We start from the raw sequence: 25,739 nt of genomic DNA on the forward strand, positions 1-25,739 counted from the left end.
CAGCCTCGTCCATGCCCAGGGCACACCGCGGTGCCAGCCCGTGGCGCAAGGCACCTCGGGCGGCGTGGTCCAGTCCGCTGACCCTGCTCGTCGCCGGGGTCACCGCGCTGCTGTCGTGCTTCCTCGCCGGCGCGGCGGTCCTGCACGCCTCGGCCGCCGGTGGCGCCACGGTGTCCGCGCAGGCCGAGACCTCGTGCCCGGACCTGTACGGGCCGTCGTTCACCCAGCGCGACGTCTCCCCCGCGGCGATGCCCGCGCTTCTGGATTCCGCCCGGCGGCATGCCCCCGCGCACGGCTTCGGCGCGCCACGCGCCTCGATGTACACGCCCGATCTGCCCGACGTCGAGTTCGGCGGCACCGCCTACAAGACCCGCCTCGGCTACACCGACGGTGGCCTCGACCAGCTCACGCTCTTCGACGGCAGCCGCGCGCCGGGGCTGTGGATGGGCGGCGACCTGTTCTCGCAGGCCGGGCTCGGCCTCGGCGTGCGGGGTGAACGCGGGCAGTTGCCGCCGGTGGTCGGCGTGTACGAGGACCTCGTGAATCCGGCGCCGCGCTGGTGGTGCTCCCAGCAGGCGCTGGCGGTGCAGCAGCGCAAGGTCGACCCGGCGGGCGGGGCGATCGTGTTCGCCACCGACCGCGCGAGCTTCGACACCGCGGTGGCCGCGGCGGGGGTCGGGCAGCTGGAATCGGTGCGGGTCACCTTCGACGCCCCCGCACCGGCGACCGTCGCCGAAGCCGAGGACCAGGTGCGGCGGGCGGACGAGCTGGTCGCCGCGGTCCGTGCCGACCTGGGTCCGGGCGTGCGGCTCGACGCCGGGGTGCCGTTCTCCGTCTCCCACGAGATCGCGCGCATGGCCCAGGAGAACGTGCGCGACTCGATCCTGCCGCTGGCCGCGCTCAGCGTGCTGGTCGGCCTCGGCGGCATCGGCACGGTCGGGCTGCAGTGGTACCAGCGCCGGTACCGGCACATCCGGCTGCACGTCACGAGAGGTGCCGGTCCGCTGGCCTTGGGTGGACTCGCGGTGGCCGAGCTGGGATCGGCGCTGCTGCTCGGCGGCGCGACCGGGACCGGGCTCGCCCACGCACTGCTCGGCGTCTACGGGCCGCCGGGGGCCGCGAGCACCCCGGCGAAGTGGCTCTCGGTCGCTGTCGCCGCCGGGGTGCTCGTGCTGTCGGTGGCGTTGCTGGCCGGGGTCGTGTCAATCCGGGTGCACCGCGAGTTCCAGCTGGGGCGGGTCACCGGCGGGCGCGGGCGGCAGGTGTTGTTCTGGCTGCCGTGGGAACTGGGGGCGGCGGTGCTGGCGTTGCTCGGCTGGCTGCGGCTGACCGAGCGCCCACCGCTGACCGCCACCGATCCGGTGCCGCCGATCGACCCGATCGCGTTGACCTACCCGGTGTTCGTGGTGCTCACCGCCGGGCTGGTGGCCGCGCGGCTCGGGTGGCTGCTGCTCGCCGCCTCCCACCGCGCGAGGTTCTGGTCCCGCCCGGCGCTGCAGATGGCGATCCGGCGGCTGGCCGGTGCGCGCGCCCCGGTGACCGGGGTGCTGGTGATCGGCGTGCTCGCGCTGGGCACCCTGGCCGCGGGCAACGGCATCGCCGACGGCCAGCGGAACGCACTGGAGACCAAATCCGGGATGTTCGTCGGCGCGAACTCCCGTGCCGACACCGAATCCCCGGTCGGCACCGGCGAGGTCCCGCTGCCCGAAGCCCTGCGCGGGAACAGCACCGTGGTCGGCGAGCTGACCGGCACCGGCAGCGTGGTGCTGGTGGTCGACCCGGCTTCGTTCACCGGATCGGCCTGGCTCGGCGACTTCGACCCGGCGCTGCTGGACAAGCTCGGCGCACCGGGCCCCGACGGCGTGCCCGCGCTGCGGGTCGGGCACCGGCCGGGGCAGAAGACCGCGCTGCCCGGGTTGCCCGACGCCCACCCGGTCGCCGACCTCGCGTTGTTCCCGATCATCGGCGGCAAGCCCGGCTACGTGATCTCCCGTGCCGCGCTGTCCCCGGCCCAGCTCACCACTGTTCCGAAGTGGACGGTGCTGTCCGAGCTGCCGCTGTCCGGTCTGGTCGGCGCGCTGGCCGCGGCGGATCTGGCGCACCCCAACGCGGTCAGCCGCGACGCCGCGCTCGACTCGCTGCCGTTCTTCCTGGTGGAGTGGACCTTCAGCTTCGTGGTGCTGCTCGGCGGGGTGCTGGGCGTGGTCGCGGTGCTGGCGTTGCTGGTGGCGGTGGAGGTCCGGCGGCGGCAGAACGCGCTCGCCGGCGCGCTGGTGCTGCGCATGGGCATGCGCCCGCGCGCGCTGCTGCGCAGCCACCTGATCGAGCACGGCGCGCTGGCCGGGATGGCGCTGGTGACCGGGGTGGCGTGCGGGGTCGCGGTCGCGGCGATCTCGGCACCGCGGTTCGACCCGGCGCGCTGGCTGGCCCCGCGGTCGGTGCCGCCGGATCCGACGCTGTTCGTGCTCGGCGCGACCACGGCCGCGGTGCTGGTGGTGGCCATGGCAGGCTGGCTCGCGGTGCGTTCGGTGCGCACCGCCCGGACCGCGGAGTTGCTGCGTGCCTGACGTCCCGATGTTCCAGCTCGACGGGGTCGGCGTCGACTACCCCACCCCGGCCGGTCTGGTGACCGCCGTGCACGACGCCGCGTTCACCGTGCCGCACCGGGAGCTGACCGTGCTCGCCGGCCCGTCCGGTTCGGGCAAGTCGACGCTGCTGCGGGTGCTGGGCCTGGTCGACCGGCCCTCCCGCGGCTCGGTGTGCTTCGACGGCACCGAGACCACGAACCTCGGCCACCGGTCCCGCCGGTTGCTGCGCCGGGACCACCTCGGCGTGGTTTTCCAGCAGCCGTTGGACAACCTGCTCGAGTATCTGTCCGTTGAGGACAATCTGCACGCGGCGGCGCGTTCCGCGCGAAGGGCTTGTGACGCGGCGGCGATCCTGGCCCGGCTCGGCCTCGCGCACACCGCGGACTGGCGGCTCACCGCGTTGTCCGGCGGGCAGCAGCAGCGACTGGCTTTCGGCTGCGAACTCGCCCGCGGCTCGGCGGTGATCCTGGCCGACGAGCCCACTTCCCAGCTGGACGAGGCGTCGGCGGACCTGGTGCTGGAAACCCTGGCCGATCTGGTGGCCGACGAGTTCACCGTGGTGGTCGCCTCCCACGACGACCGCCTGATCGCCCTCGGCTCGCACGTGGTGCGGTTGCGGGAAGGGCGGGTGGCGGCATGAGCGAACCGGCTCTGCGCGCGGTGGGCCTGCACCGGCGCTTCGCCCATCCCAGCGGGGACGTCGAAGTGCTGCGCGGCCTGGAACTGCAGGTGCACGCCGGGGAACTGACCACGGTGTCCGGCCGCTCGGGTTCCGGGAAGAGCGCGCTGCTCGCCCTGCTGGGCGGTTTCGACTCACCCGACTCGGGTTCGGTCTACCTGGACGGCGTGCCGATCAGCGACGCGCCCCCGTGGCACACCTGCGCGGTGCTTCCCCAGGCCCTCGGTCTGGCGAACGAACTGACCGTGGCGGAGAACGTCGCGCTGCCACTGCGCTTGCGCCCCACCGGCGAAGACATCACCGCCCGGGTCGAGACCCTGCTCGACGCACTGGGTGTCGGCGCCCTCGCCGACCGCTACCCGGCGGAGGTGTCGTTCGGCCAGCAGCAACGGGTCGCACTGGCACGCGCGGTCAGCGCCCGGCCGAAGGTCCTGCTGACCGACGAACCCACGGCCCACCTCGACGGCGCCAGCATCGTCCCGGTCCTGCGCCTGCTGCGGGACTGCGCCGCCGAAGGTGCCGCCGTCATCGCCGCCACCCACGACGACCGCGTCCACGACATCGCCGACCGCCGGGTCCGCCTGCTCGACGGCGTCCTCACCGCCGCCCTCGACTGAGCAGCAAACAAACCCGACCCCCTTCCCCGGCTCGGAATGCTATGAGTGGGGCATTACTTGCGTCCATTGCAAGTAATGCCCCACTCATAGCATTCAGCGCGAGCTGTCGGGGGGTCGGCAGCTGATCGAGGGGCTCACCAGGTGGGCAGGGTGCCTGCTTCGTGCAGGGCGCGGCTCTTGGCGCGCTGCACCTTCCCGCTCGTCGTGCGGGGCAGGCCGCCCGGTTTGAGGACGTGCACGGCCGCGGCACCGAGCTGGTGTTCCGCGGCGACGGCGTGGCGGATCACCTCGGCCACGGCCGCCGGGTCGTCGACGGGGGCGCCTCGCTGGGTTTCGGCCAGGATGCCCAGGCGGGTCTGGCCGTCCTCGTCGTAGGCGAACGCGGCGCAGCGGCTCGGGTCGAGCAGCGGGTGGCTTTCGCCGACAGTCAGTTCGACGTCCTGCGGGTAGTGGTTGCGCCCGTCCACGATGATCATGTCGTCGAGGCGGCCGAGGACGAAGAGATGGCCGTCGCGCCGGAAACCGAGGTCGCCGGTGCGCAGCCAGCCGCCGCCGAACTTGGCCTCGGTGGCTTCGGGGCGCTGCCAGTAGCCCGCCGAGATGCTCGCGCCGGCGATCCGCACCTCACCCGGGCGGTCCTCTTCGGACGGTTCGCCGGTGGCCGGGTCGACGATCCGCACGTCCAGGTTCGACGGGACCCGGCCGCACGCCACGATCCGGCGGCCACCCGACGCGGCGTCCACGAGCCGTCCGGATTTCTCCAGTTCCAGTACGTCCAGGTCGACGTAGCGCGGGTCGGACGGTTCCCGCGAGCCGCTGACGTAGACCATGCCCTCGGCCAGTCCGTAGGCCGGGGTGATCGCCGACTCGGGGAAGCCCGCCGGGGCGAACGCGGCGGCGAAGCGTTCCAGGGTGTCGTAGCGGACCGGTTCGGCGCCGTTGACCGCGGCCCGCCAGCTGCTCAGGTCCAGGTCCGCGCGCTGCCGGTCGGTGAGTTTGGTGGCGCAGACGTCGTAGGCGAAGTTGGGGGCGCAGGAGAACTCGCCGCGGTAGTGCGACATGGCCTCCAGCCACACCGCGGGCCGCAGCAGGAACTCCATCGGCGGGATCAGCGCGACCTGGCCGCCGGTGTAGAAGGTGAGCAGCGGTTGCAGCAGCCCCATGTCGTGGAACAGCGGCAGCCAGCTCACGACCCGCAGCGGGTGGTCGGGTTCGACGTGGGCGAGGTGCCAGACCGCGGCCAGGTTCGCGGCGACGTTGGCGTGGGTGATCATCGCGCCCTTGGGTTCCGCGGTGGACCCGGAGGTGTACTGCAGGAACGCGACCTGCTCCCCGGTGGCCCCCGGATCGGTCCACAGCTCGGCCAGGTCCGGGTCGACCTCGGAGATCACCACCAGTTGCGCGGCGCCGAGTTCACCGGCCACTTCGGACTCGGCGATCTCGGTGGTGGTCAGGATCGCGGCCGGGGCGGCATCCTTGACGATGCTGCGCAGGCGCGCGAGCTGTTTCGCGCCCGCTTCCGGTGGTGGCACGGGCACGCCGATCACCCCGGCGTAGGCGCAGGCGAAGAACCCGACGAGGAAATCCACGCCGGTCGGGGTCATCACCAGCGCCCGCTCCCCCGGCGCCACGACCTGCTGCAGCAGCGCGGCCAGTGCCCGCACGCGGCGGTCCAGTTCGCCGTAGGTGGCTTCGTCGACTTCCCGGCCTTCACGGTCGAGGATCACGACCGCTCGTTCGTCGGCGCGTGCGGGCAGGTTGCGCGCGAGGACGTCGGCCAGCGTGCGGTGTCCCGGGTCGGGACGCAGCGCGTGCTCAAGCATTCGCGCGTGCCTCCGTCCGCACCCGCAGGCTCAGCGGCCGCATGTCGGTCCACACCTCGCTGACGAAGGCGAGGCATTCGTCCTTGGTGCCGCTGCGGCCCGCGTCCCGCCACCCGGCCGGGTTCTCGCGGTGTTCCGGCCAGATCGAGTACTGCTCCTCGTGGTTGACCACGACCCGGTACCGGCGGTCGTTCTCGTCGCTCATCGTTGCCTCCTGCGGTGGTTCAGCGGATTTCGGCACAGCGCACGCCGGGGTTCCCGGCCACGGTTTCCAGCAGGCGCACGAACCCGCCGGCGAGGCCGCGGGCGGTCGCCTCGTCGAACAGGTCGGTGCTGTACTCCAGCGAGCCGCGCACACCGGCGGCGGTGCCGTCCGGCGCGTGGTGTTCACGCAGGCTCAGCACCAGGTCGAACTTCGCGGTGGTGGAGCCGACCGGCTCCTCGCGCATCCGCAGTCCCGGCAGGCCGACGTCGACCTGCTCGGTGTTCTCCGAGACCAGCATGATCTGGAACAGCGGGTGCCTCGAGCGGGAGCGCGGCGGGTTGAGCACGCGCACCAGGTGCTCGAAGGGCACGTCCTGGTGGGCGTAGGCGGGCAGGTTGGCTTCGCGGACCCGGGTGAGCAGGTCGCGGAAGGCCGGGTTGCCGCCGGTGTCGGTGCGCAGCACCACGGTGTTGGCGAAGAACCCGATGAGTTCGTCGAGCGCGGTGTCGGCGCGCCCGGCGACCGGGGTGCCGAGCGGGATGTCGGTGCCCGCGCCGAGGTTGGTGAGCAGGGTGGACAGCCCGGCCTGGGCGATCATGAAGAAGCTGGCGCCGCACTCGCGGGCCAGGCCGAGCAGCCGGTCGTGGTGGTCGGGCGCCAGGTCGAACTCCAGGCTGGCGCCGTGCTGGGTGGGGGTGGCGGGGCGGGGCCGGTCGTAGGGCAGGTTCAGCTCGACGGGCAGCCCGGCCAGGTTGGTCTTCCAGAACGCGAGCTGGCGGGAGACCAGGCTCGCCGGGTCCTTCTCGTCGCCGAGCATGGCGCTCTGCCACACCGCGTAGTCGGCGTACTGGACCGGCAGCGGTGTCCACCGCGGCGTGGTGCCCGCGCACCGGGCTTCGTAGGCGGTGGCGAGGTCGCGGGCGAGCTGCCCGAAGGACCAGGCGTCCCCGGCGATGTGGTGCAGGGCCACGGTCAGCACGTGCTCGGCGGGCCCGGCGCGGTGCAGCCGCACCCGCAGCGGCAGTTCGTCGACCAGGTCGAAGGCGTGCTCGGCGGCGTCTTCGGGGGTCCCTTCGGCGAAGTCGACGACGGCTTCGGCGGCGGGGTGCACGTGCTGGACGGCGACGCCGTCGATCTCGGCGACCGTGGTGCGCAGGCTTTCGTGCCGCCCGACGACATCGCCGAACGCCGCCCGCAGCGCCGCGGGTTCCAGGTCGCCGTCCAGCCGGAACGACATCGCGATGTTGTACATCGGGCTGGGGCCGCCGAGCCGGTAGAGGAACCACAGCCGGGCCTGGGCGAACGACAGCGGCACCGGCTTCTCCCGCGGCACGGGGACCAGCGGCGGGCGGGTGTCGGCGTGGCCGGCGAAGCGGCTCGCGAGCCCGGCGACGGTCGGGGCGGCGAAGCGGCTCGCGAGCCCGGCGACGGTCGGGGCGGCGAACAGGTCGCGCACGGTGAGTTCGTGGCCGAGTTCGCCGCGGACGCGGGTGAGCAGCCGCATCGCCGAGAGCGAGGTGCCGCCGTGGGCGAAGAAGTCGTCGTGCAGGCCCGCCGGGTGGCCGAGCACCTCGGTCCAGATGGTCAGGAGCCGGGCTTCGGCGGCGGTGCGCGGTTCTTCGGCGGAGGTTTCCGCTTCGGGCAGCGCCAGTCCGGCCAGTGCGCGGCGGTCGACCTTGCCGCTGGTCAGCGTCGGGAGCGTGTCGAGCGCCAGGGCCTGGGCCGGGATCATCGAGGTGGGCAGCACGTCCCGCAGCGAGCGGACCAGCTGCAGCGGCTCGGCGATGTCCCCGGCCAGGTAGGCGATCAGTTGCTCGTCACGCACCAGCACGCACGCGTCGTCGACCCTGGGCAGTGCGCGCAGGGCCTCTTCGATCTCGCCCAGTTCGATGCGCACGCCACGCAGTTTCACCTGCGTGTCGGCGCGGCCGAGGAACTCGAGTTCGCCCTCGTCGGACCACCGCACCAGGTCACCTGTGCGGTACATGCGGGCGCCGCCGTCCTCGAACGGGTTGGGCACGAACGCCGCCGCCGTCACCTCGGGCCTGCCGAGGTAACCGCGGGCCAGGCCGGCCCCGGCGACGTAGAGCTCACCCGGCTGGCCAGGGGGCACCGGGTACAGGTCGGCGTCGAGCACGTGCACCCGGAAGTTCCACAGTGGACGGCCGATGGGCACGGTCACCGCTTCGACACCGCGGCGCGCTTTCCAGTAGGTGAGGTCGATCGAGGCCTCGGTGGGGCCGTAGAGGTTGTACAGCTGGGCGCCCAGGGTGTCGAAGCACTGCTCGACCAGTGTGGTGGGCAGTGCTTCGCCCGCGCACATCACGGTTTTCAGGCTCGTGCAGCCGGCCGCGCCGGGTTCGGCGAGGAACTCGCGCAGGGTGGTGGGCACGAACTGCACGCAGGTCACGCCGGTTTCGCGGATGAGCGACACCAGGTAGGCGGGGTTCTTGTGGCCGTCGTGCTCGGCGACGACGAGCGTGGCGCCGGTGAACAGCGGGCAGAAGAACTCGAGGATGGAGGGGTCGAAGGTCATCGGGGTCTTGAGCAGCACCCGGTCGCCGGGGCCGAACCCGGCTTCGTGCTGCCACCACTGCAGGGTGTTCGACACGGCTTCGTGGGTGACGACCACGCCTTTCGGGCGGCCGGTCGAGCCCGAGGTGTAGAGCACGTAGGCCGCGTTCGACGGCTCGGCGCGCCGGGGTTCGGCGTGCTCGTAAGAAACCGAGTCCAGCAGCACGAGACTGTCCACTGTGGGCAGGAGCCCGGCGGTTTCCCCGGTGGCGACGACGATCCGCGCGCCGGAGTCGCCGAGGAGCTGGGCCAGGCGGGCGGGCGGCTGGTCCAGGTCGAGCGGGAGGTAGGCCGCGCCGGCCTTGAGCACCGCGAGCACGGTGCTCACCAGGTCCGCCGAGCGTGGCAGGGCCAGCACGACGATCTCCTCGGGCCCGGCGCCGAGGGCGGCGAGGTGCCCGGCGAGCCGGTTCGCGCGGGCGTCGAGTTCGGCGTAGGTCAGCGATTCACCCGCGTGCAGCAGGGCGGTGGCGTCCGGGGTGCGGGCCACCTGCGCTTCGAACAACTCCGGCAGGGTGCCGGGCACCAGGTCGTGGCCGGTGTGGTTCCACGGTGAGGGGTCGAGCTGGTCGAAGTGCGCGTCGGGGCGTTCGAGGAAGGTGGTGAGCAGTTCCTCGTAGGTGCGGGCGTGCCGGTGCACGGTGGCCTGGTCGAACAGTTCGGCGTTGTACTCGAAGGTGACGGTGAGCTGGTCACCGGCGAAGAGCACGTCGACCTCGAGGTCGATCTTCGAGTAGCGGCGGGTGGTGCGCAGCAGGTCGGCGGTGAGCCCGGCGGGGCGGGGCACGGCCGGGGCGCGGTCGACGTTGAAGATGGTGCCGACGACCTGGGCGCGCGGGTCGAGCTTGAGCCGCTCCCCCAGTGCGGAGACGGAGAAGTCGGGGTGGGCGTAGGCCTCGACCAGGGTGCGCTGGAGTTGTGCGACGTACTCGCGCACGGTGCGGGTGCCGTCGAGGCGGCTGCGGATGGGCAGCAGGGTGCTGCAGTTGCCGACGAGCCGGTCGGCGCCGGGGTAGTCGCGCTGGGCCTGGGGTACGCCGATGACCAGGTCGTCCTGGCCGGAGAGCTGGTGCATCAGGTGGGCGTAGGCGGCGAAGAGGACGGTGAACGGGGTGACGCCGAGTTCGCGGCTGACCGCGGTGACCCGGTCGGCGGCGAACCGGGTTTCGACGCGGCCGCCGCGGCACGACGTGCGTGCGTCGCGGGCGCGGTCGGTGGGCAGTTTCAGCGCGGGCAGCCCGGCCGGGAACTGGGCGGCCCAGTAGTCGGCGTCGCCGGGTTTGGCGAGTTGCCGCTGCACGAATTCGCGGTACTGCGGCGCGGGTGGCAGTGCCTCGCCGGTGCGGGAGTACAGCCGGGTGATCTCTTCGAACAGCACCACGAAGGACCAGCCGTCGACCACGGCGTGGTGCACGGCCAGGTACAGCTGGTGGTGGTCCGGGCCCAGGCGCAGGATGGCGGCCTTGACCAGCGGGCCGGTGGCCAGGTCGAACACCTCGTCGGCGCGGGCGTCGAACCAGGCCCGCACGGCGTCGCCGGAGACCTCCACCAGCGGCACTTCGAGCGCCAGGCGGGGCAGGACCTGCTGGCGGGAGCCGTCTTTGGCGAACACGGTGTGCAGGCTGTCGTGGCGGGCGACCGCGTCACCGACGGCGGCGCGCAGGGCGGGCACGTCGAGTTCGCCACGCAGGTCGAGCACGGCGCTCTCGTTGTAGGAGCGGGAGTGATCGGCGCTGACCTGGTCGAAGAACCACATTTCGCGCTGGACTTCGCTCAGCGGGTAGCCGTCGTCGTCCTCGGGGGCGGCGGTGGCCAGCGCGGGCCGGGCGCCGGGGAAGAACCCGGCGGCGGTGAGCTGGTTGACCGCGCTGGCGATGACCACCACGATGCGCTCGATGTCGGCGTCGGTGTGCGCGGTGGACAGGAAGCAGTTGCGGCCTTCCCAGATGTAGAGGCCCTGGGCGACGAGCATGGTGTGGAACAGCTCGACCAGTTCCGAGGACGGTGCTTCGTCGAGGAAACGCAGGCGGAACAGCGAACCGAACTGCCCGACCCGGATCGGGACCCCGGCCTCGGTGAACATCGCGTCGAGCCGGGCGGCCAGCGCGGCGACCCTGGCGGTGAGTTCCTCCTGCAGCGCGGGGCCGCGGCGGCGCATTTCCTGGAGCACGGCGCGTCCGGCGGCCAGGGCGAGCGGGTGCTTGCAGAAGGTGCCGGAGAAGAAGGTGCGCACCGAGTGCGGGTAGGGCGCGTCGCCGAAGGGCCAGGCGCCGCCGTCGATGGCGTCGAGGTACTTCGCGTCCCCGGCGACCACCCCGATCGGGAGGCCGCCGCCGACGACCTTGCCGTAGGTGGTGATGTCGGCCTGGATGTCCCACAGGCCCTGGACCCCGCCGGGGTGCGTGCGGAACCCGGTGATCACCTCGTCGAGGACCAGCGGCACCCCGGTTTCCCTGGTCAGGGCACGCAGGCGGCGGAGGAACTCGACGGGCTGCTGGTCGGGGCGTCGGCTCTGCACCGGTTCGACCAGGACCGCGGCGAGTTCCCCGGCGTGGGCGCGCAGCACCTCCAGGGAGGCTTCGTCGCCGTAGGTGAGCACGAGGGCGTTGCGGCTGACGTCTTCGGGCACGCCGGGCGCGAGCGGGACGGATTCGCCGGAGGGGTCCTGGCGGGCCAGGATCGGGTCGGCCGAGCCGTGGTAGGCGCCGGCGAACAGGGCGATCTTGTCGCGGCCGGTGATGGCCCTGGCCAGGCGGACGGCGACCATCACCGCCTCGGAACCGGTGTTGCAGAACACCACGCGCTGCTTGCCGGTCATCTCGGTGATCAGGCGGGCCACGTCGTCGGCGAGGTCGGAGTGCGGGCCGAGCTGCATGCCTTCGGCGAGCTGGGCGGTGATGGCGTCGTTGATGAACGGCTCGCCATGGCCGAAGAAGTTGACGCCGAAGCCCATGGTGAGGTCGATGTACTCGTTGCCGTCGAGGTCCCACACGCGCGAACCGGCCGAGCGGGTGACCACCAGCGGGTAGCGGGCTTCACGCAGGGTGAGGTACGGCTGCGGGGCGTGGCGGACGTCGGCGTGGTAGGCGCGTTCGCGGGCGGCCTGGTCCTTGGAGGCCTTGGTGCGCTCGCAGAACCGGGTCACCACGTCCTCGGCGAGCCTGCGCTGCTCGTCGGTGAGGTGCCCGGCGGTTTTCTGCGCCTTCTTCGGGGCGAACGCGACGAAGGTGTCCTGGGGCGCGACCGGGACCACGTCCTTGCGCTTCGGCACCACAGCGACGGCGGCAGCGGGGGCGGGGGTGCCGCCGCGCATCAGTTCGTAGGCCTGCGCCATGACCTTCTCGTGGACTTCGAGGAAGCGGCCGACCTCGGTCCCGGCGGCCGCCGCGGCGGTGACCTCAGCGGCTGCCACGACGGGTGCCGGGGTGGTGAGCGCGGGGGCCGGGGCGTGGGCGCGGACGTGGTCGGCGAGGCGGTTGAGGGTGTTGAGTTCCTCGAACAGGCGGCTGATCGCGATCGACACGCCGAAGGTGCGCTGCACCGACTGCAGGGTCTGGAACAGGGTCATCGAGTCGGCGCCGAGTTCGAGGAAGGACACGTCGGGATCGATCGGGCCGCCGGTTTCGAGCAGGGTGGCCAGCACCTCGGCCAGTGCCGGGAGCACGGGGTCGGTGCCGGGCGCTTCGGTCTTTACGGTGGTCACGGTGTTTCCCCCGGGGTGCCGGTGCGCCTCGCGCTCGAACGGGTAGGTGGGCAGGTCGGTGCGGGTGGCGCGGTGACCGCGGTGGAACGCGGCCCAGTCGAGGTCGCGGCCGTGGGCGTAGAGGCGGGCGGCGCTGCCGGTCAGCACGTCCCAGTCGCCGACGCCCTCACGCAGCGAGGGCACCCAGACGCGGCCGGGCAGTTCGCGGCGCCCGGCGCCGATGAGCACCTGCTGCGGGCCGACTTCGACGAAGTGGGTGCAGCCGAGTTCGCCGAGCAGCCGGATGCCGTCGGCGAAGCGGACGGTGTCGGTGAGGTGGCGGGTCCAGTAAGCGGCGTCGGGGTGGTGCAGGCGGCCGTCGAGGTCGCTGACCAGCGCGATGCGGGGTTCGCGGTAGGTGATCGAGGCGGCGGTGGCGGCAAAGGCGTCGCGGGCGGCGGCCATCATCGGCGAGTGGAACGCCCACGCGCTGCTCATCACCTTGGTCTTCACGCCGCGTCCGGTCAGGGTTTCGGCCAGTGCGGTGATCTCGGCGGGTTCGCCGGAGACGGTGATGTTCCCGGTGCCGTTGACCGCGGCGATGGCGAGTCCGGGGGTGAGGGCGGCGCGCACGGTGGGTTCGTCGGCGAACACCACGAGCATGGCGCCGCGTTCGCTCAGTTCCTGGACCACGCGGCCGCGTTCGGCGACCAGGCGGAGGCCGTCGGCGAGGTCGAACACCCCGGCGACGCAGGCCGCGGCGAACTGGCCGACGCTGTGGCCGAGCAGGAACGCCGGTTCGGCTCCCCAGTCCAGCCACAGCCGGGCGAGGGCGTATTCGAGGCAGAACAACGCGGGCTGGGTGTAGCGGGTCTCGTCGAGCTGGTCACCGGAGAACACCACCGCGGTCAGCGGCTTGCCGACGTGGGTCTCGAACAGTGCGGCGCAGTCGGTGAGCAGGCCGCGGAACCGGGCGCTGGTGGCGTAGAGCTGGCGGGCCATGCCCGCGTACTGGGCGCCCTGCCCGCTGAACAGGAACGCGAGCTCGCCGGGGCCCGCCGGGCTTTTCTGTCCGATGTGGACGTTCATGGCCGGGGTGCCGGTGGCGATCCCGGTCAGCCGGTCGCGGAGTTCGGCGGGGGTGCCCACCGCGAAGGCCGCGCGGTGACGCAGGTGCGCGCGGCCGACGTTGGTGGTGAAGCAGAGGTCGCGCAAGTTGGGCTCGTCGAGTTCGGCGTAGCTCGCGGCGAGGGTCCGCAGCGCGGTTTCCGTGCGGGCGCTGAGGGTGCACACGTGCCGGGGCCGCAGTTCGTTGCCGCCCGCAGTGCCGGTTTTCTCCGCTTCGCTGAGGATCACGTGGGCGTTGGTGCCGCCGAAGCCGAAGGAGCTGACCCCGGCGGTCAGCGGTCCGTGCCTGCTCGCCCAGTCCCGCGCGGTTTCGGGGATTTCGAACGGCCCGGCGGCGATCTCGGCGTTGCGCTCACGCAGGTGCAGGTGGGGTGGGACGCGCCGGTGGCCCAGCATGAGCACGACCTTGATCAGCCCGGCGATGCCCGCGGCGGCTTCGGTGTGCCCGATGTTCGTCTTGACCGAGCCGAGCAGGAACGGCGTTTCCCGGCCCTCGCCCAGGACGGCGGCCAGCGCGCGGGTCTCGATCGGGTCGCCGAGCGGGGTGCCGGTGCCGTGGGCCTCCACGTAGTCGATGTCGGCGGGGGTGAGCCCGGCTTCGGCGAGGGCGTCGCGGACGACTCGCTGTTGCGCGGCGCCGCTGGGCGCGGTCAGGCCGTTGCTGCGCCCGTCCTGGTTGACCGCCGAGCCACGCAGGACCGCCAGCACGCGGTCGCCGTCACGCCGGGCCGCCGACAGGGTTTTCAGCACGACCACGCCACAGCCTTCGGCACGGACGTAGCCGTCGGCGCCGGCGTCGAAGGTCTTGCAGCGGCCGTCCTCGGCGAGCATGCCCGCCTGGCCGAACACCTCGGTCAGCTCGGGTGAGAGCAGCAGGTTGACCCCGCCGGCGAGCGCGGTTTCGGCTTCACCGCAGCGCAGGCTGCGCGCGGCCAGGTGCACCGCGACCAGTGACGAGGAACAGGCGGTGTCCACGGCCAGGCTGGGGCCGTGGAGGTCGAGGAAGTAGGACAGGCGGTTCGCCGCGATGCTCAGCGCCTGCCCGGTTCCGCTGTAGGCGCTCAGCGCGGCGCCGGAGCGGGCGTGGTCGCTGGTGCTGATGCCGACGAAGACCCCGGTGCGGGTCCCGGCCAGTGAGGTCGGGGCGATCCCGGCGTGTTCGAGCGCTTCCCAGGCCACTTCGAGCAGCAGCCTTTGCTGGGGGTCCACAGCGGGCACTTCGCGGGCGGAGATGCTGAAGAAGCCGGCGTCGAAGCCGTCGACGTCGCGCAGGAGCCCGTGGGTGCGCCCGAGGTCCGGGGCTTCGCGGCGGCGCGCGTCGGCGATGCCGTCACCGCCGCGGTCGAGCAGGTCCCAGAACTCGGCGGGTGAGTCCGCGCCGGGGAAGCGGCAGCCGAGGCCGATCACCGCGATCGGCTCGTCCGGGGTGACGTCGGCGCGTTCCCGTGCCGCGGGGGCGGGATCACCTCCGGTTCCGGCGAGGTGGGTGCTCAGCGCCCGGATGGTGGGGTGTTCCCAGAACAGGGTCGGGGAAAGGTCTTTCCCGAGCAGTTCGGCGAGTTCCCCGATGAGGATGACCGCGTCCCGTGAGGACAGTCCGTAGCCGGTCAGCGGCGCCTCGCGGTCGACCGCGTCGGGGTCCAGCCCGGTCCGTGAAGCGATCTGCTGGACTAGCCACGATTCCAGGCGGGAGTCGGTCGGCTGCACGGGGATTCCCCTTCGCTCACGGATCGGTGTGCGAAGCCTGACCACGCCGCCCCCAGCGCTCAACGGATCCGCGAGGTCCATGCATAGCGGCGTACGCAGAGGGTGGCCAGGGCCACGCGGCACGTCCTAAGGGGATTTCTAAACCCTGCCGCGACCGGGCCGCTTCGACCTTCGCAAGCGCCACACTCGTCGGCGGTGTCCAGCGGGTTTAACCCGGACTTGAAGGAGAGGAGCCGGGTGTGGCGGCGGTGCTCGGCATTCTCGGCGGCATGGGGCCCTACGCCTCGGCCGAATTCCTCCGCACGGTCTACGAGACCGCGGACGAGCGGCACGGCCCGGCCACCGAGCAGGAGCTGCCGCGCTGCCTGCTCGACTCGGATCCGGCGTTCCCCGACCGCACCGAAGCCATCCGTGAGGGCCGGGACGTGGAGTTCACCGCGCGCCTGCGGCAGCGGCTGCAGTCGCTGGCCGATCAGGGCGCCACGCGGATCGTGCTGACCTGCGTCACCGCGCACCACTTCGTCCGGCGGCTCGACCCCGGCCTGCGGGCGAAGCTGATCTCGCTGGTGGACGTGGTGTTCGACGATCTCGAGGTCGGTGGCGACGGCCCGTACCTGCTGCTGGCCACCAGCGGGACCCGCGCGGCGAAGGTGTTCGAGTCGGACCCGCGCTGGCCGTCGGTGGCGCACCGGGTGGTGCTGCCCCCGCCGGGCCCGCAGGAGGAGATCCACCGGCTGCTCTACCGGCTCAAGCGCGAACCGGTGGGCGCGGAGCTCGCCGCGCAGGCCGAGGACCTGGCCGCGCGGTACGGCTGCCGCGGGGTGATCGCCGGGTGCACCGAGGTGCACCTGCTGACCCGGTGGTGGCGGGCGCGGGCGGGCGGGCCGCCGGTGCTCGATCCGCTGCGGACCATCGCGAACGAGCTGCCGAAACTGCTCGAGGATGAGGAGGCCCCTGGTGAACCAGGAATTCTGGACCGATCGGCTGGCCGGCTTCGCCGAGCCGACCCGGCTCGGCAGTGAACGCGCCGCCGGTGACGAGGCCGGTAACGGCACCGTGGAGTGCGAGTCCGCGTCGCTGGCGGGGCTGAAGCAGGCGGGCGCGCCCGCGGGGGTGCCACCGGAGCACGTGGTGACCGCGGCCTGGAGCCTGGTGCTCGCCGCGCACGCGGGCACCTCCGATGTGGTGTTCGGGGTGCGCCCGGCCGGGGTGGACGAGCCGACGCCGCTGCGGGTGCGCCTGCGGTACGACCTGCCGCTGACCGCGTTCTTCGCGAGCCTGCGCGCCCACCTCGAAGCCGGGCTCGCGCAGCCCGCACCCACCGAGGCCGAACTGTCCGCGCTCGCCGGGCTGGCCGAGGGCACCGCCCTGTTCGACAAGGTGGTGCGCTGGGACCACGACACCGGCATCCGGCACGCCCTGGAACTGCGCCTGGACCTCGGTGAGCCGAATCTGCGCGTGCGGCTGGACTATGCGCGCGACCGGATCAGCTCCGCCGACGCGCGCCGCCTGCTCGACGACCTCGACCGGCTCCTGAACGAGATGGTCGTGCGGTCCGGCGCGACCGCACTGCACGAGTTCACCGTGCTCTCCCCCGAAGAGGAGAACCGGATCCTGCGGCGGTGGAACGACACCGCGGTGCGCCGGGACCCGGCCTGCATCCACGAACTGGTCGAAGCGCAGGCCGCCCGCACGCCGGACGCGCTCGCCGTCGTCCAGGGCGAGGACCGGCTCACCTACGCCGAACTGGATGACGCGGCGGGGAAGCTGGCGCGCCGGCTCGCTGCCTCCGGGGTCGGCCCCGGTGATTTCGTGGCGCTGCGGTTGCGGCGCAGCGTGCACACCGTGGTCGCGTTGCTCGGGGTCCTCAAGGCCGGGGCCGCGTACGCCCCGATCGAGCCGTCGCTGCCACCCGAGCGCGCGCAGGCCCTGCTCGCCACCCTGGAAGCACCGGTGCTGATCACCGACCGCGACCAGGTCGCCGCCGCCCGCGAACTCGGGGAGCGCGAGGTCCTGTGGGTCGGCGAACCGGACGGCACCCCGGGCTGGGCACTGGACGACCCCGGGCCCGGCGCCCCGCGGCCCCGGCGGGCGCAACCCGATGACCAGGCCTACGTCATCTTCACCTCCGGGTCCACCGGCACGCCGAAGGGTGTGCTGCTGTCCCACGCGCCGGTGGTGAACCTGATCGAATGGGTCAACACCACCTACGGCATGGGCCCGGCCGACCGGGTCCTGTTCCTCACCTCGCTGGGTTTCGACCTGTCGGTGTACGACGTGTTCGGCGTGCTCGCCGCCGGGGGCAGCATCCGGGTGGCCACCGACGAGGAGATCCGCGACCCGCGGCGGCTGCTGTCCATCCTGGACGAGGAGCCGATCACCTTCTGGGACTCCGCCCCGGCGGCGCTGCAGCAACTGGAGCCGTTCTTCGCGTTGCGCGGCCCGCGGGCGGAGCACTCGCTGCGGCTGGTGTTCCTCAGCGGCGACTGGGTCCCGGTCACGCTGCCCGACTCCGTGCGCACCGCGTTCGGCGCGCCGCGGGTGATCGCGCTGGGTGGCGCGACCGAAGCGGCGATCTGGTCGAACTTCTTCCCGGTCGAGCGCGTGGACCCGGGCTGGGCGAGCATCCCCTACGGCAGGCCGATCGACAACGCGCGCTACTACGTGCTCGACGGTGGGCTGCGCCCGGCGGTGGTCGGCGCGCCCGGTGACCTCTACATCGGCGGGGACTGCCTCGCGCTGGGCTACCACGGTGACCCGGCCAAGACCGCGGACAAGTTCATCCCGGACCCGTTCGGCGACGTGCCCGGCGCCCGGCTCTACGCCACCGGTGACCGCGCGAAGTACTGGGCCGACGGCACCATCGAATTCCTCGGCCGCCAGGACGACCAGGTCAAGCTGCGCGGGTTCCGGATCGAGCTGGGCGAGGTGGAGTCGGCGCTGGCCGCCGGGCCCGGCGTGGCCTCGGCCGTGGCGCTGGTGCTCGACGAGCAGCTGGTCGGCTACGTGGTCCGCGCCCCCGGCGAGGAACCCGACATCGCCGTGCTGCGCGAGCAGCTCGCCCAGCGGCTGCCCGCGTACATGGTGCCCTCGCAGCTCGTCGTGCTGGACGCGCTGCCGGTCACCCCGAACGGGAAACTGGACCGCCGCGCCCTGCCCGCGCCCCAGCCGCCCGTGCCCTACCTCGAGCCGGGCACCCCGGTCGAGAAGGCCATCGCCGACCTGTGGAGCGAGGTGCTCGGGGTCGAGCGCGTCGGGGTGGTGGACAACTTCTTCGACCTCGGCGGGCATTCGCTGCTGATCACCCAGCTGATGGCCAGGGTCAAGGCCGCGCTCGAGGTCGACGTGCCGATGACGGCCGTGCTGGACAACCAGACCCTCGGCGAGTTCTCCGCGGTCGTGGAGGCCGCGCTGCTCGAAGAACTCGACGCATGAGCACGGACACCCGTCTCCAAGCACTACTGGAGAAGCGGCTCGCGCGGGCGAAGGCACGGACCATCCCGCGAGCCACGGGACCGCGCCGGGCCTCGCCCGCGCAGGAACGCATGCTGTTCCTGGAAGAACTCCACCCGGACGCGGCGACCTACCACGTGCTGTTCCCCTTCCGGCTGGACGGACCCCTCGACGCCGACCGGCTCGAAAGCGCGCTGCGCCGCGTCGAACGCCGCCACGAGGTCCTGCGCACCGTCTACGAACGCCGGGGCGCCGAAGAGTTCCAGGTCGTCGCCGCGACACCGGTGGAACTACGGCGCGCCGAGCAGGAACCCGACCTCGACGCGCAGGTGCTGGCCGAGTTCCGCCGCCCGTTCGACCTGCGCACCGGCCCGGTGTGGCGGGCACTGCTGATCCACGCCGGGGACACCAGCCACCACCTGGTGCTCACGCTGCACCACATCGCCTTCGACGGCTCCTCGATCGACATCCTGCTGCGTGAACTCGCCGACGGCTACGCGGGCCTGCCCGAACCCGCGCCCCTGGACCTGCAGTACGCCGACTTCGCCGCCTGGCAACGCGACCAGCTCACCGGCGGCGCCTACCGCACCCAGCTCGACTACTGGACCGAACAGCTCTCCGACGCCCCCGCACGACTGCAACTGCCCGCCGACCGGCCACAGGCACCCACCGGCCGCGCGGGACTGGTCCGCACCCACCTGGACCCCGCGCTCACCGCGGACCTGCACGGCCTCGCCCGCCGCAGCGGCGTCACCTCGTTCATGGTGCTGCTCGCCTGCTTCCAGAGCCTGCTGCACCGCTACAGCGGCCAGTCCGACATCGTCGTGGGCACCTCGGTGGCCGGGCGGACCGTGCCCGAGGCCGAACCGCTGATCGGGCTGTTCGTCAACACCGTGGCGCTGCGCTCCCGGTTCGACGGGCGCACCCCCTTCGCCGACCTGCTCGCCCAGGTCCGCGCCACGGCCGCCACCGGGTTCTCCCACCAGGACGTGCCCTTCGAGACCGTGGTCGGCGAACTGCCACTGGACCGCGACCTCGCCGCCACCCCGGTATTCCAGGTGCTGCTCAACTGGATCACCGTCGACCGCGAGCCGGTGCGCCTGGGCGAGGTGCTGATGACCTACGTACCGCGCCCCGGCACCGGCGACGCCAAGTTCGAACTGACCCTCGACGCCGGGGAGGACAACGGGCGCCTCGAACTGGAACTGGAGTACGGCCGCGACCGCTGGGACGAAGCCACCGCCGCCCGCCTGCTCGAGCACCTCGAAAACCTCATCCGCGCCGCCGTCGCCGACCCCGCCACCCCGGTCGGGGACCTGCCGCTGATGAGCGCCGCGGAACGCGCACTGGTCACCGGGCACTGGCCGGGACCGGCCGCCGACTACGGCACCCCCACCAACCTCGCCGACCTGTCCGGAGTGGACGAAGACCTGATCGCCCTGTCCGGCCACGGCGAGCAGGTCACCTACCGCGAACTCGGCCGTCGCGCCGACCAGTTGGCCCACCACCTGATCCGCCTCGGCGCCACCCCCGACCAGCCCATCGGCATCCTGCTCGAACGCTCGGCCGACCTCGTCGTCGCCATCCTCGGCGTCCTGCGCTCCGGAGCCCCCTACCTGCCACTGGACCCCGACAACCCCGACGCCCGCACCGCCGGCGTACTCGACGACGCCGGCGCCGAACTGGTGGTCACCGACGCCACCCTCGCCCGCCGCGTGACCACCTGCGCCACCGTCGACCTCCACGAGATCCCCGAAGGACCCGGCCACCCGCCCGCCGTGCGCGTCGACCCCGACGACCTCGCCTACGTCTTCTACACCTCCGGCTCCACCGGCAGGCCCAAGGGCGTGATGCTCAGCCACCGCGCCGCGCACAACCACATCCGCTGGCAACTGGAGACCTACGGCCCCGCACCCGGCGACGCCGTGCTGTTCAAGACCAACGTCACCTTCGACGTCTCCGTGGCCGAGCTGTTCACCGCGCTGCACGGCGGCGCCCGGCTGGTCGTCGCCGAACCCGGCGGGCACCGCGACCCCGGCTACCTGCGCCGCCTGATCGCCCAGGAAGGCGTCACCCGCGCACACTTCGTACCCACCATGCTCGCCGCGCTCGTCGCCGCCGACGGCGGCTCACTGGACTCGCTCGACCTCGTGCAGAGCGCAGGCGAGACCCTGCCACCCGAACTGCGCGACAGCTTCCTGTCCACAGTGGACGCCACACTGATCAACGCCTACGGCCCGACCGAGACCACCGTGCTCGTCACCGCCGGCGACACCCACCACGGCGAACCCGGCGTGCCCATCGGCCGGCCCATCGCCAACACCCGCTGCTACGTCCTCGACGAAGACCTCCGCCCCCAACCCATCGGCGTACCGGGGGAGATCTGCGTCGGCGGCGTCCAGCTCGCACGCGGCTACCTCGGCCGCCCCGACCGCACCGCGGAAAGCTTCGTCCCCGACCCCTTCGGCGGCGACCGCCTCTACCGCACCGGCGACCTCGGCCGCTGGCGCGTCGACGGGCAACTCGACTGCCTCGGCCGCATCGATCACCAGGTCAAACTCCGCGGCCACCGCATCGAACTCGGCGAGATCGAAGCCGTGCTCGCCGAACACGACACCGTGGACCAGGCCGTGGTCGTCGTCCGCGGCGACCAGCTCGCCGCCTACGTCACCGCACCCACCCCACCCGAACCCGGGAACCTGCGCGACTGGCTCGCCGCGCACCTGCCCGCCTACATGGTCCCCGCCTCCTACACCCACCTCGACCACATCCCGCAGACCTCCAGCGGCAAAACCGACCGCGCCGAACTGCCCGCCCCCGCCGAGAACAGCGCCGTCGCCAAGCCCTACCTCGCCCCCGAAACCCCCGCCGAACGCCAGCTCGCCGAAATCTGGGCCGAAGTGCTCGGCGTCGACCAAGTCGGCCGCGACGACGACTTCTTCGCCCTCGGCGGCCACTCCCTGCTCGCCGTCCAAGTGGCCAGCCGCGTCCGCGAAACCCTCGGCGTACCCGTCCCGCTGCGCACGCTGTTCGAAGCCACCACCATCACCCGCCTCGCCGCCCGGCTCACCGAAGTGACCGGCTCCACCCTGCCCGAGGTCACCCCCGCCGAAGACCGCACCACGCTCTCCGCCGCCGAAGCCCGCCTGTGGTTCGTCGACCAGCTCGACCCCGGCGACCCCGCCTACAACCTCCCGGCGATCTGCCGCCTGCACGGCCCACTCGACCTCGGCGCCCTCACCGCCGCCATCCACACCCTCGCCGCGACCCACGAAGCCCTGCGCACCGCGTTCCCCGCCACCGACGGCCGCCCCGAACGCGCCCTCACCGAGACACCGATCCCGGTGACCACCGTGACAGCCACACCCGGCGAACTCGACGCCATCCTCGCCGCCGAAGCCGCACACCGCTTCGACCTGGCCACCGGCCCCCTCGCCCGCGCCGCCATCATCACCCTCAGCGACACCGAACACGTGCTCGCCCTGACCTTCCACCACGCCATCGTCGACGGCTGGTCGATCAAGGTGCTGCTCGACGACCTGCGCACCGCCTACACCGGCACCACCCCGCCCCGGCGCCGCCTCGCCGCCGCCGACTACGCCGCCTGGCAGAACCGCCTCGACCACACCGGCGCACTGGACTACTGGCGCACCCAGCTCGCCGACCTGCCACCCGTACCCGACCTGCCCGCCGACCACACCGACCGCGGCGGCTCGGCCGGCGCCGCGCACCACTTCACCGTGCCCGCCGAGCACACCACCCGGCTGACCGCGCTCGCCGCCGACGAAGGCTGCACCCCGTTCATGGGCCTGCTCGCCGCCTACGCCGCCCTGCTCAGCCGCTACACCGGCCACGACGACCTCGTGCTCACCATGCCGGTCGCCGACCGCGCCCGCCCCGAACTCGAGGACATCGCCGGCCTGCTGCTCAACACCGTCGTCCTCCGCCTGGCCACCACCGGCAGCTACCGCGAACTCCTGCACACCGTCCGCGACACCGTGCTCGCCGCCTACGAACACCGCACCCTGCCCTTCGACCGGCTCGTCGACGACCTCGGCCTCGACGGCGCCGCACTCACCCGCTACAGCGTCACCATCGACCCGATGGCGGGCACCACCCACTTCGCCGACGACGTCGTCCTCGAACCCGAACCCTTCGTGCCCGCGCACTCCAAGGCCGACCTCAACCTGCTCTTCGACGAGGACGGCACCAGCGGCTGGCTGGTCTACCGCACCGCCCAGTTCGAACCCGGCCGCATCGAACGCCTCGCCGGGCACCTGCTCACCCTCCTCGACGGCGCACTGGCCGACCCGGACGCCCCACTGACCGAGCACCCCGTCCTCACCCCCGCCGAACGCGCCGCCCTCACGAACGAGCGGTCCACCACCACCGGCGACCACCGCACCCTGCCCGAACTCTTCACCGCCCAGGCCACCCGCACCCCCGGCGCACCCGCCGTACCAGGCCTGACCTACCGCGAACTCGACGAACACGCCAACCGCTTCGCCCACCACCTGCGCACCCGCGTCCAGCCAGGCCAGCTCATCGCCCTGAACCTCGAACGCGGCCCGGACCAGGCCGTCGCCATCCTCGGCACCTGGCGCGCCGGCTGCGCCTACCTCGCCCTCGACCCACACCACCCACCGGCACGACGCCAGGAACTCGTCGAAGACAGCGGCGCCGCCCTCGTCCTTGACGAACTCACCCTCACCGACGACACCGAGCCACCCGGGATCACCATCGACCCCGACGACCTCGCCTACCTCGTCTACACCTCCGGCAGCACCGGAAAACCCAAGGGCGTCCGCACCCCGCACCACGCCGCCGCCGAATACCTCGCCGACTACCTCGGCACCCACTTCGGCCTCGGCCCCGGCGACACCGTCCTCCAGCTCGCCTCCCTGCCCTTCGACGCCGCCATCCGCGACCTCTTCGGCCCCCTGACCACCGGCGCCCGCGTCGTCCTGCTCGACCACGACCAGGCCGCCGACCCCCAAGCCATCCTCGACACCATCGACCGCGAACAGGTCACCTGCCTGCTCAGCGTCGTCCCCACCCTCCTGCGCGCCATCCTCGGCGCCGCCGGCACCGGACACGGACCACACCTGCGCCTCGTCCTCACCGCCGGCGAAGCACTCGACCTCGCCGACTGCGCCCGCACCCGCGCCACCTTCGGCGGCGAACCACTGGTGGTCAACCAGTACGGCCCCACCGAAACCACCATGACCACCACCAGCCACCCCATCACCACCGGCACCGACGGCCCCGCACCACTCGGCCACCCGGTCGCCGGCGCCCGCGTCTGGATCGTCGACCGCCACGGCGACCTCGCCCCCCTCGGCGTACCCGGCGAAGTGTGGATCGGCGGCAGCCGCCTCGCCCAGGGCTACCACCACCGGCCCGGCCTCACCGCCGAACGCTTCGTCCCCGACCCCTTCGCCGGCGAACCCGGCGCCCGCGCCTACCGCACCGGCGACCTCGCCCGCCGCGACCACGACGGCACCCTCCGCTTTCTCGGCCGCCTCGACGACCAGGTCAAGATCCGCGGCAACCGCGTCGAACCCACCGGCATCGAAAACGTGCTCCGCGGCCTGCCCGGCGTCACCGAAGCCGCCGTCCTCGCCACCGGCACCCCCGCGCACCTGACCGCCTACGTCACCCCCGCCACCCTCCACGGCACCGCCCTGCGCGAAGAACTCCGCGGCCTGCTGCCCGAATACCAGGTCCCGTCCCGGATCCACGCCCTGCCCGCGCTCCCCCGCACCGCCAACAACAAGGTCGACAAGAAAGCCCTCGCCGCACTCGAAACCCCCGCCGAACACACCCCCGACACGGCCAAGTCACCGACCGAAGCCGTCCTCGCGTCCCTGTTCGACGAACTGCTCGGCCGCGAGAACACCGGCCGCGACGACGACTTCTTCGCCCACGGCGGCCACTCCCTCCTCGCCGCCCAGCTCGCCGCCCGCATCCGCCGCACCTTCGGGCTCTCCTTGCCCCTGCGCACCGTGCTCGACACCCCGACCGTCGCCGCACTCGCCGCGTGGCTCGACGCCCGCACCGGAAACACCACCGAACCGTTGCCGCGCACGGAATCCACCACCGAACTCACCCCCGCCCAGCGCGCCATCCTTGACCACACCCGCGAACACCCCGGCACCGCCGCCTACCACGTCGGCTTCGCCGCCATCCTCGACGGACCACTCGACGAGATCGCCCTCGCCCGCGCCGTCGACGCCACCGTCGCCCGCCACGAAATCCTGCGCACCCGCTTCACCGACCGCGCCCACACCGAACCCCACGTGCTCATCCGCTTCCACCGCGGCACCGCCACCACCGAAACCGAAGCCACCGCACAGGCCGAGACCGAACTACGCACCCCGTTCAACCTCGCCGGCGAACCACCCATCCGCGCCGCCCTCATCCGCTTCGGGCCGGGCAAGCACCTGTTCGCCCTCACCGTGCACCACATCGCCGCCGACGGCTGGACCCTCTCCATCCTCCAACGCGACCTCACCGAGTACTACAACGCCCAACTCGACGGCCGCACCCCGCACCTCCCCCCGGTCACCCGCTACAGCCCCGCCCAGCAGTCCGATGTGGACTTCTGGAACCGGCTGCTCGACGGCACCCCAACGGGAATCGACCTCCCCACCGACCACCCCCGCCCGGACCGGCCCACCCTCGACGGCGCCACCCGCTACTTCGACATCGACCCCGCCACCGCCCACGCCGTCCGCGCCCTCGCCACCGAAACCGGCACCACCGAATTCATGGTCCTGCTCGCCGCCACCCAACGCTGGCTCCACCGGCAAACCGGCCAGGACCGCTTCCCCCTCGCCGTCCCCGTCAGCAACCGCCCCGACCCCGCCAGCGAACACACCGCGGGCCCCTACGCCAACATCCTGTCCATCCCCGCCGACCTCCGCGGCCACCCGACCTTCCGCGAACTGTTCACCCGCGTCCGCCACACCGTGCTCGAAGCCTGGGAACACCAGCACACCCCCCACGAACTACTCGACCGCCCCCGCTGCCAAGTCATGTTCGGCATGCAGAACCTCCCCACCCCCGACGGCCACCTCACCGGCCTCACCACCACCCCCACCACCCTCGACCGCGGCACCTGCCGCTACGAACTCCACCTCCGCTGCTACCGCACCCCCGACGGCCTCTCCGGCTGGCTCGAACACAACACCACCCTCTTCACCCCCGACGGCATCGAACGACGCCTGCAGGACTTCCTCACCACCCTCCACCACGCCGTGACCGAACCCGAAGGACGCTGA

General features: G+C 72.6%; 9 protein-coding genes. 6 read left to right on the forward strand and 3 right to left on the reverse strand.

The window, feature by feature from the left end:
* The first annotated feature begins 11 nt into the window (after positions 1 to 11).
* From JOM49_RS27950 to JOM49_RS27960, 3 genes are read left to right on the forward strand one after another with little or no spacing between them, the layout of a single operon-like run.
* Positions 12 to 2,567, forward strand: coding sequence for an FtsX-like permease family protein (locus tag JOM49_RS27950; protein WP_209667179.1), 2,556 nt, complete (start codon positions 12 to 14; stop codon positions 2,565 to 2,567).
* Positions 2,560 to 3,228, forward strand: a complete 669-nt coding sequence (locus JOM49_RS27955; protein ID WP_209667180.1) for an ABC transporter ATP-binding protein — start codon at positions 2,560 to 2,562, stop codon at positions 3,226 to 3,228. The genes JOM49_RS27950 and JOM49_RS27955 overlap by 8 nt, the downstream gene beginning before the upstream one ends.
* Complete coding sequence (locus JOM49_RS27960) at positions 3,225 to 3,884, forward strand: ABC transporter ATP-binding protein (protein ID WP_209667181.1); 660 nt, start codon at positions 3,225 to 3,227, stop codon at positions 3,882 to 3,884. Before JOM49_RS27955 ends, JOM49_RS27960 begins: the two co-directional genes overlap by 4 nt.
* A 134-nt stretch (positions 3,885 to 4,018) precedes the next feature.
* Here the strand turns inward: JOM49_RS27960 and JOM49_RS27965 are convergent, their stop codons facing one another.
* The 3 genes from JOM49_RS27965 to JOM49_RS27975 are packed head-to-tail and all read right to left on the reverse strand — an operon-like array spanning position 4,019 to position 15,003.
* Complete coding sequence (locus tag JOM49_RS27965; RefSeq protein ID WP_209667182.1) at positions 4,019 to 5,707, reverse strand: fatty acyl-AMP ligase; 1,689 nt, start codon at positions 5,705 to 5,707, stop codon at positions 4,019 to 4,021.
* Positions 5,700 to 5,912 (reverse strand): MbtH family protein, encoded by a 213-nt coding sequence (locus JOM49_RS27970; RefSeq protein ID WP_209667183.1) that lies wholly within the window; start codon positions 5,910 to 5,912, stop codon positions 5,700 to 5,702. Before JOM49_RS27970 ends, JOM49_RS27965 begins: the two co-directional genes overlap by 8 nt.
* Positions 5,913 to 5,931: 19 nt before the next feature.
* Positions 5,932 to 15,003 (reverse strand): non-ribosomal peptide synthetase/type I polyketide synthase, encoded by a 9,072-nt coding sequence (locus tag JOM49_RS27975; RefSeq protein WP_209667184.1) that lies wholly within the window; start codon positions 15,001 to 15,003, stop codon positions 5,932 to 5,934.
* A 239-nt stretch (positions 15,004 to 15,242) separates the two neighbouring features.
* Here JOM49_RS27975 and JOM49_RS27980 point away from each other — a divergent pair, with 239 nt between their 5' ends.
* Genes JOM49_RS27980 through JOM49_RS27990 form a run of 3 tightly spaced genes read left to right on the forward strand, consistent with a single transcriptional unit; the run spans position 15,243 to position 25,739 of the window.
* Complete coding sequence (locus tag JOM49_RS27980) at positions 15,243 to 16,025, forward strand: aspartate/glutamate racemase family protein (RefSeq protein WP_209667185.1); 783 nt, start codon at positions 15,243 to 15,245, stop codon at positions 16,023 to 16,025.
* Complete coding sequence (locus JOM49_RS27985; protein WP_209667186.1) at positions 15,961 to 18,438, forward strand: non-ribosomal peptide synthetase; 2,478 nt, start codon at positions 15,961 to 15,963, stop codon at positions 18,436 to 18,438. The genes JOM49_RS27980 and JOM49_RS27985 overlap by 65 nt, the downstream gene beginning before the upstream one ends.
* Positions 18,435 to 25,739 (forward strand): non-ribosomal peptide synthetase, encoded by a 7,305-nt coding sequence (locus JOM49_RS27990; RefSeq protein WP_209667187.1) that lies wholly within the window; start codon positions 18,435 to 18,437, stop codon positions 25,737 to 25,739. The genes JOM49_RS27985 and JOM49_RS27990 overlap by 4 nt, the downstream gene beginning before the upstream one ends.

It is taken from the genome of Amycolatopsis magusensis, assembly GCF_017875555.1.
Classification (GTDB): Bacteria; Actinomycetota; Actinomycetes; order Mycobacteriales; family Pseudonocardiaceae; genus Amycolatopsis; species Amycolatopsis magusensis.

Bases quoted from the DNA above. Each gene is read 5' to 3' on its own strand.
- JOM49_RS27960 (WP_209667181.1), top strand. From the start codon at position 3,225: ATGAGCGAACCGGCTCTGCGCGCGGTGGGCCTGCACCGGCGCTTCGCC.
- JOM49_RS27970 (WP_209667183.1), bottom strand. From the start codon at position 5,912: ATGAGCGACGAGAACGACCGCCGGTACCGGGTCGTGGTCAACCACGAG.
- JOM49_RS27990 (WP_209667187.1), top strand. From the start codon at position 18,435: ATGAGCACGGACACCCGTCTCCAAGCACTACTGGAGAAGCGGCTCGCG.
- JOM49_RS27965 (WP_209667182.1), bottom strand. From the start codon at position 5,707: ATGCTTGAGCACGCGCTGCGTCCCGACCCGGGACACCGCACGCTGGCC.
- JOM49_RS27950 (WP_209667179.1), top strand. From the start codon at position 12: ATGCCCAGGGCACACCGCGGTGCCAGCCCGTGGCGCAAGGCACCTCGG.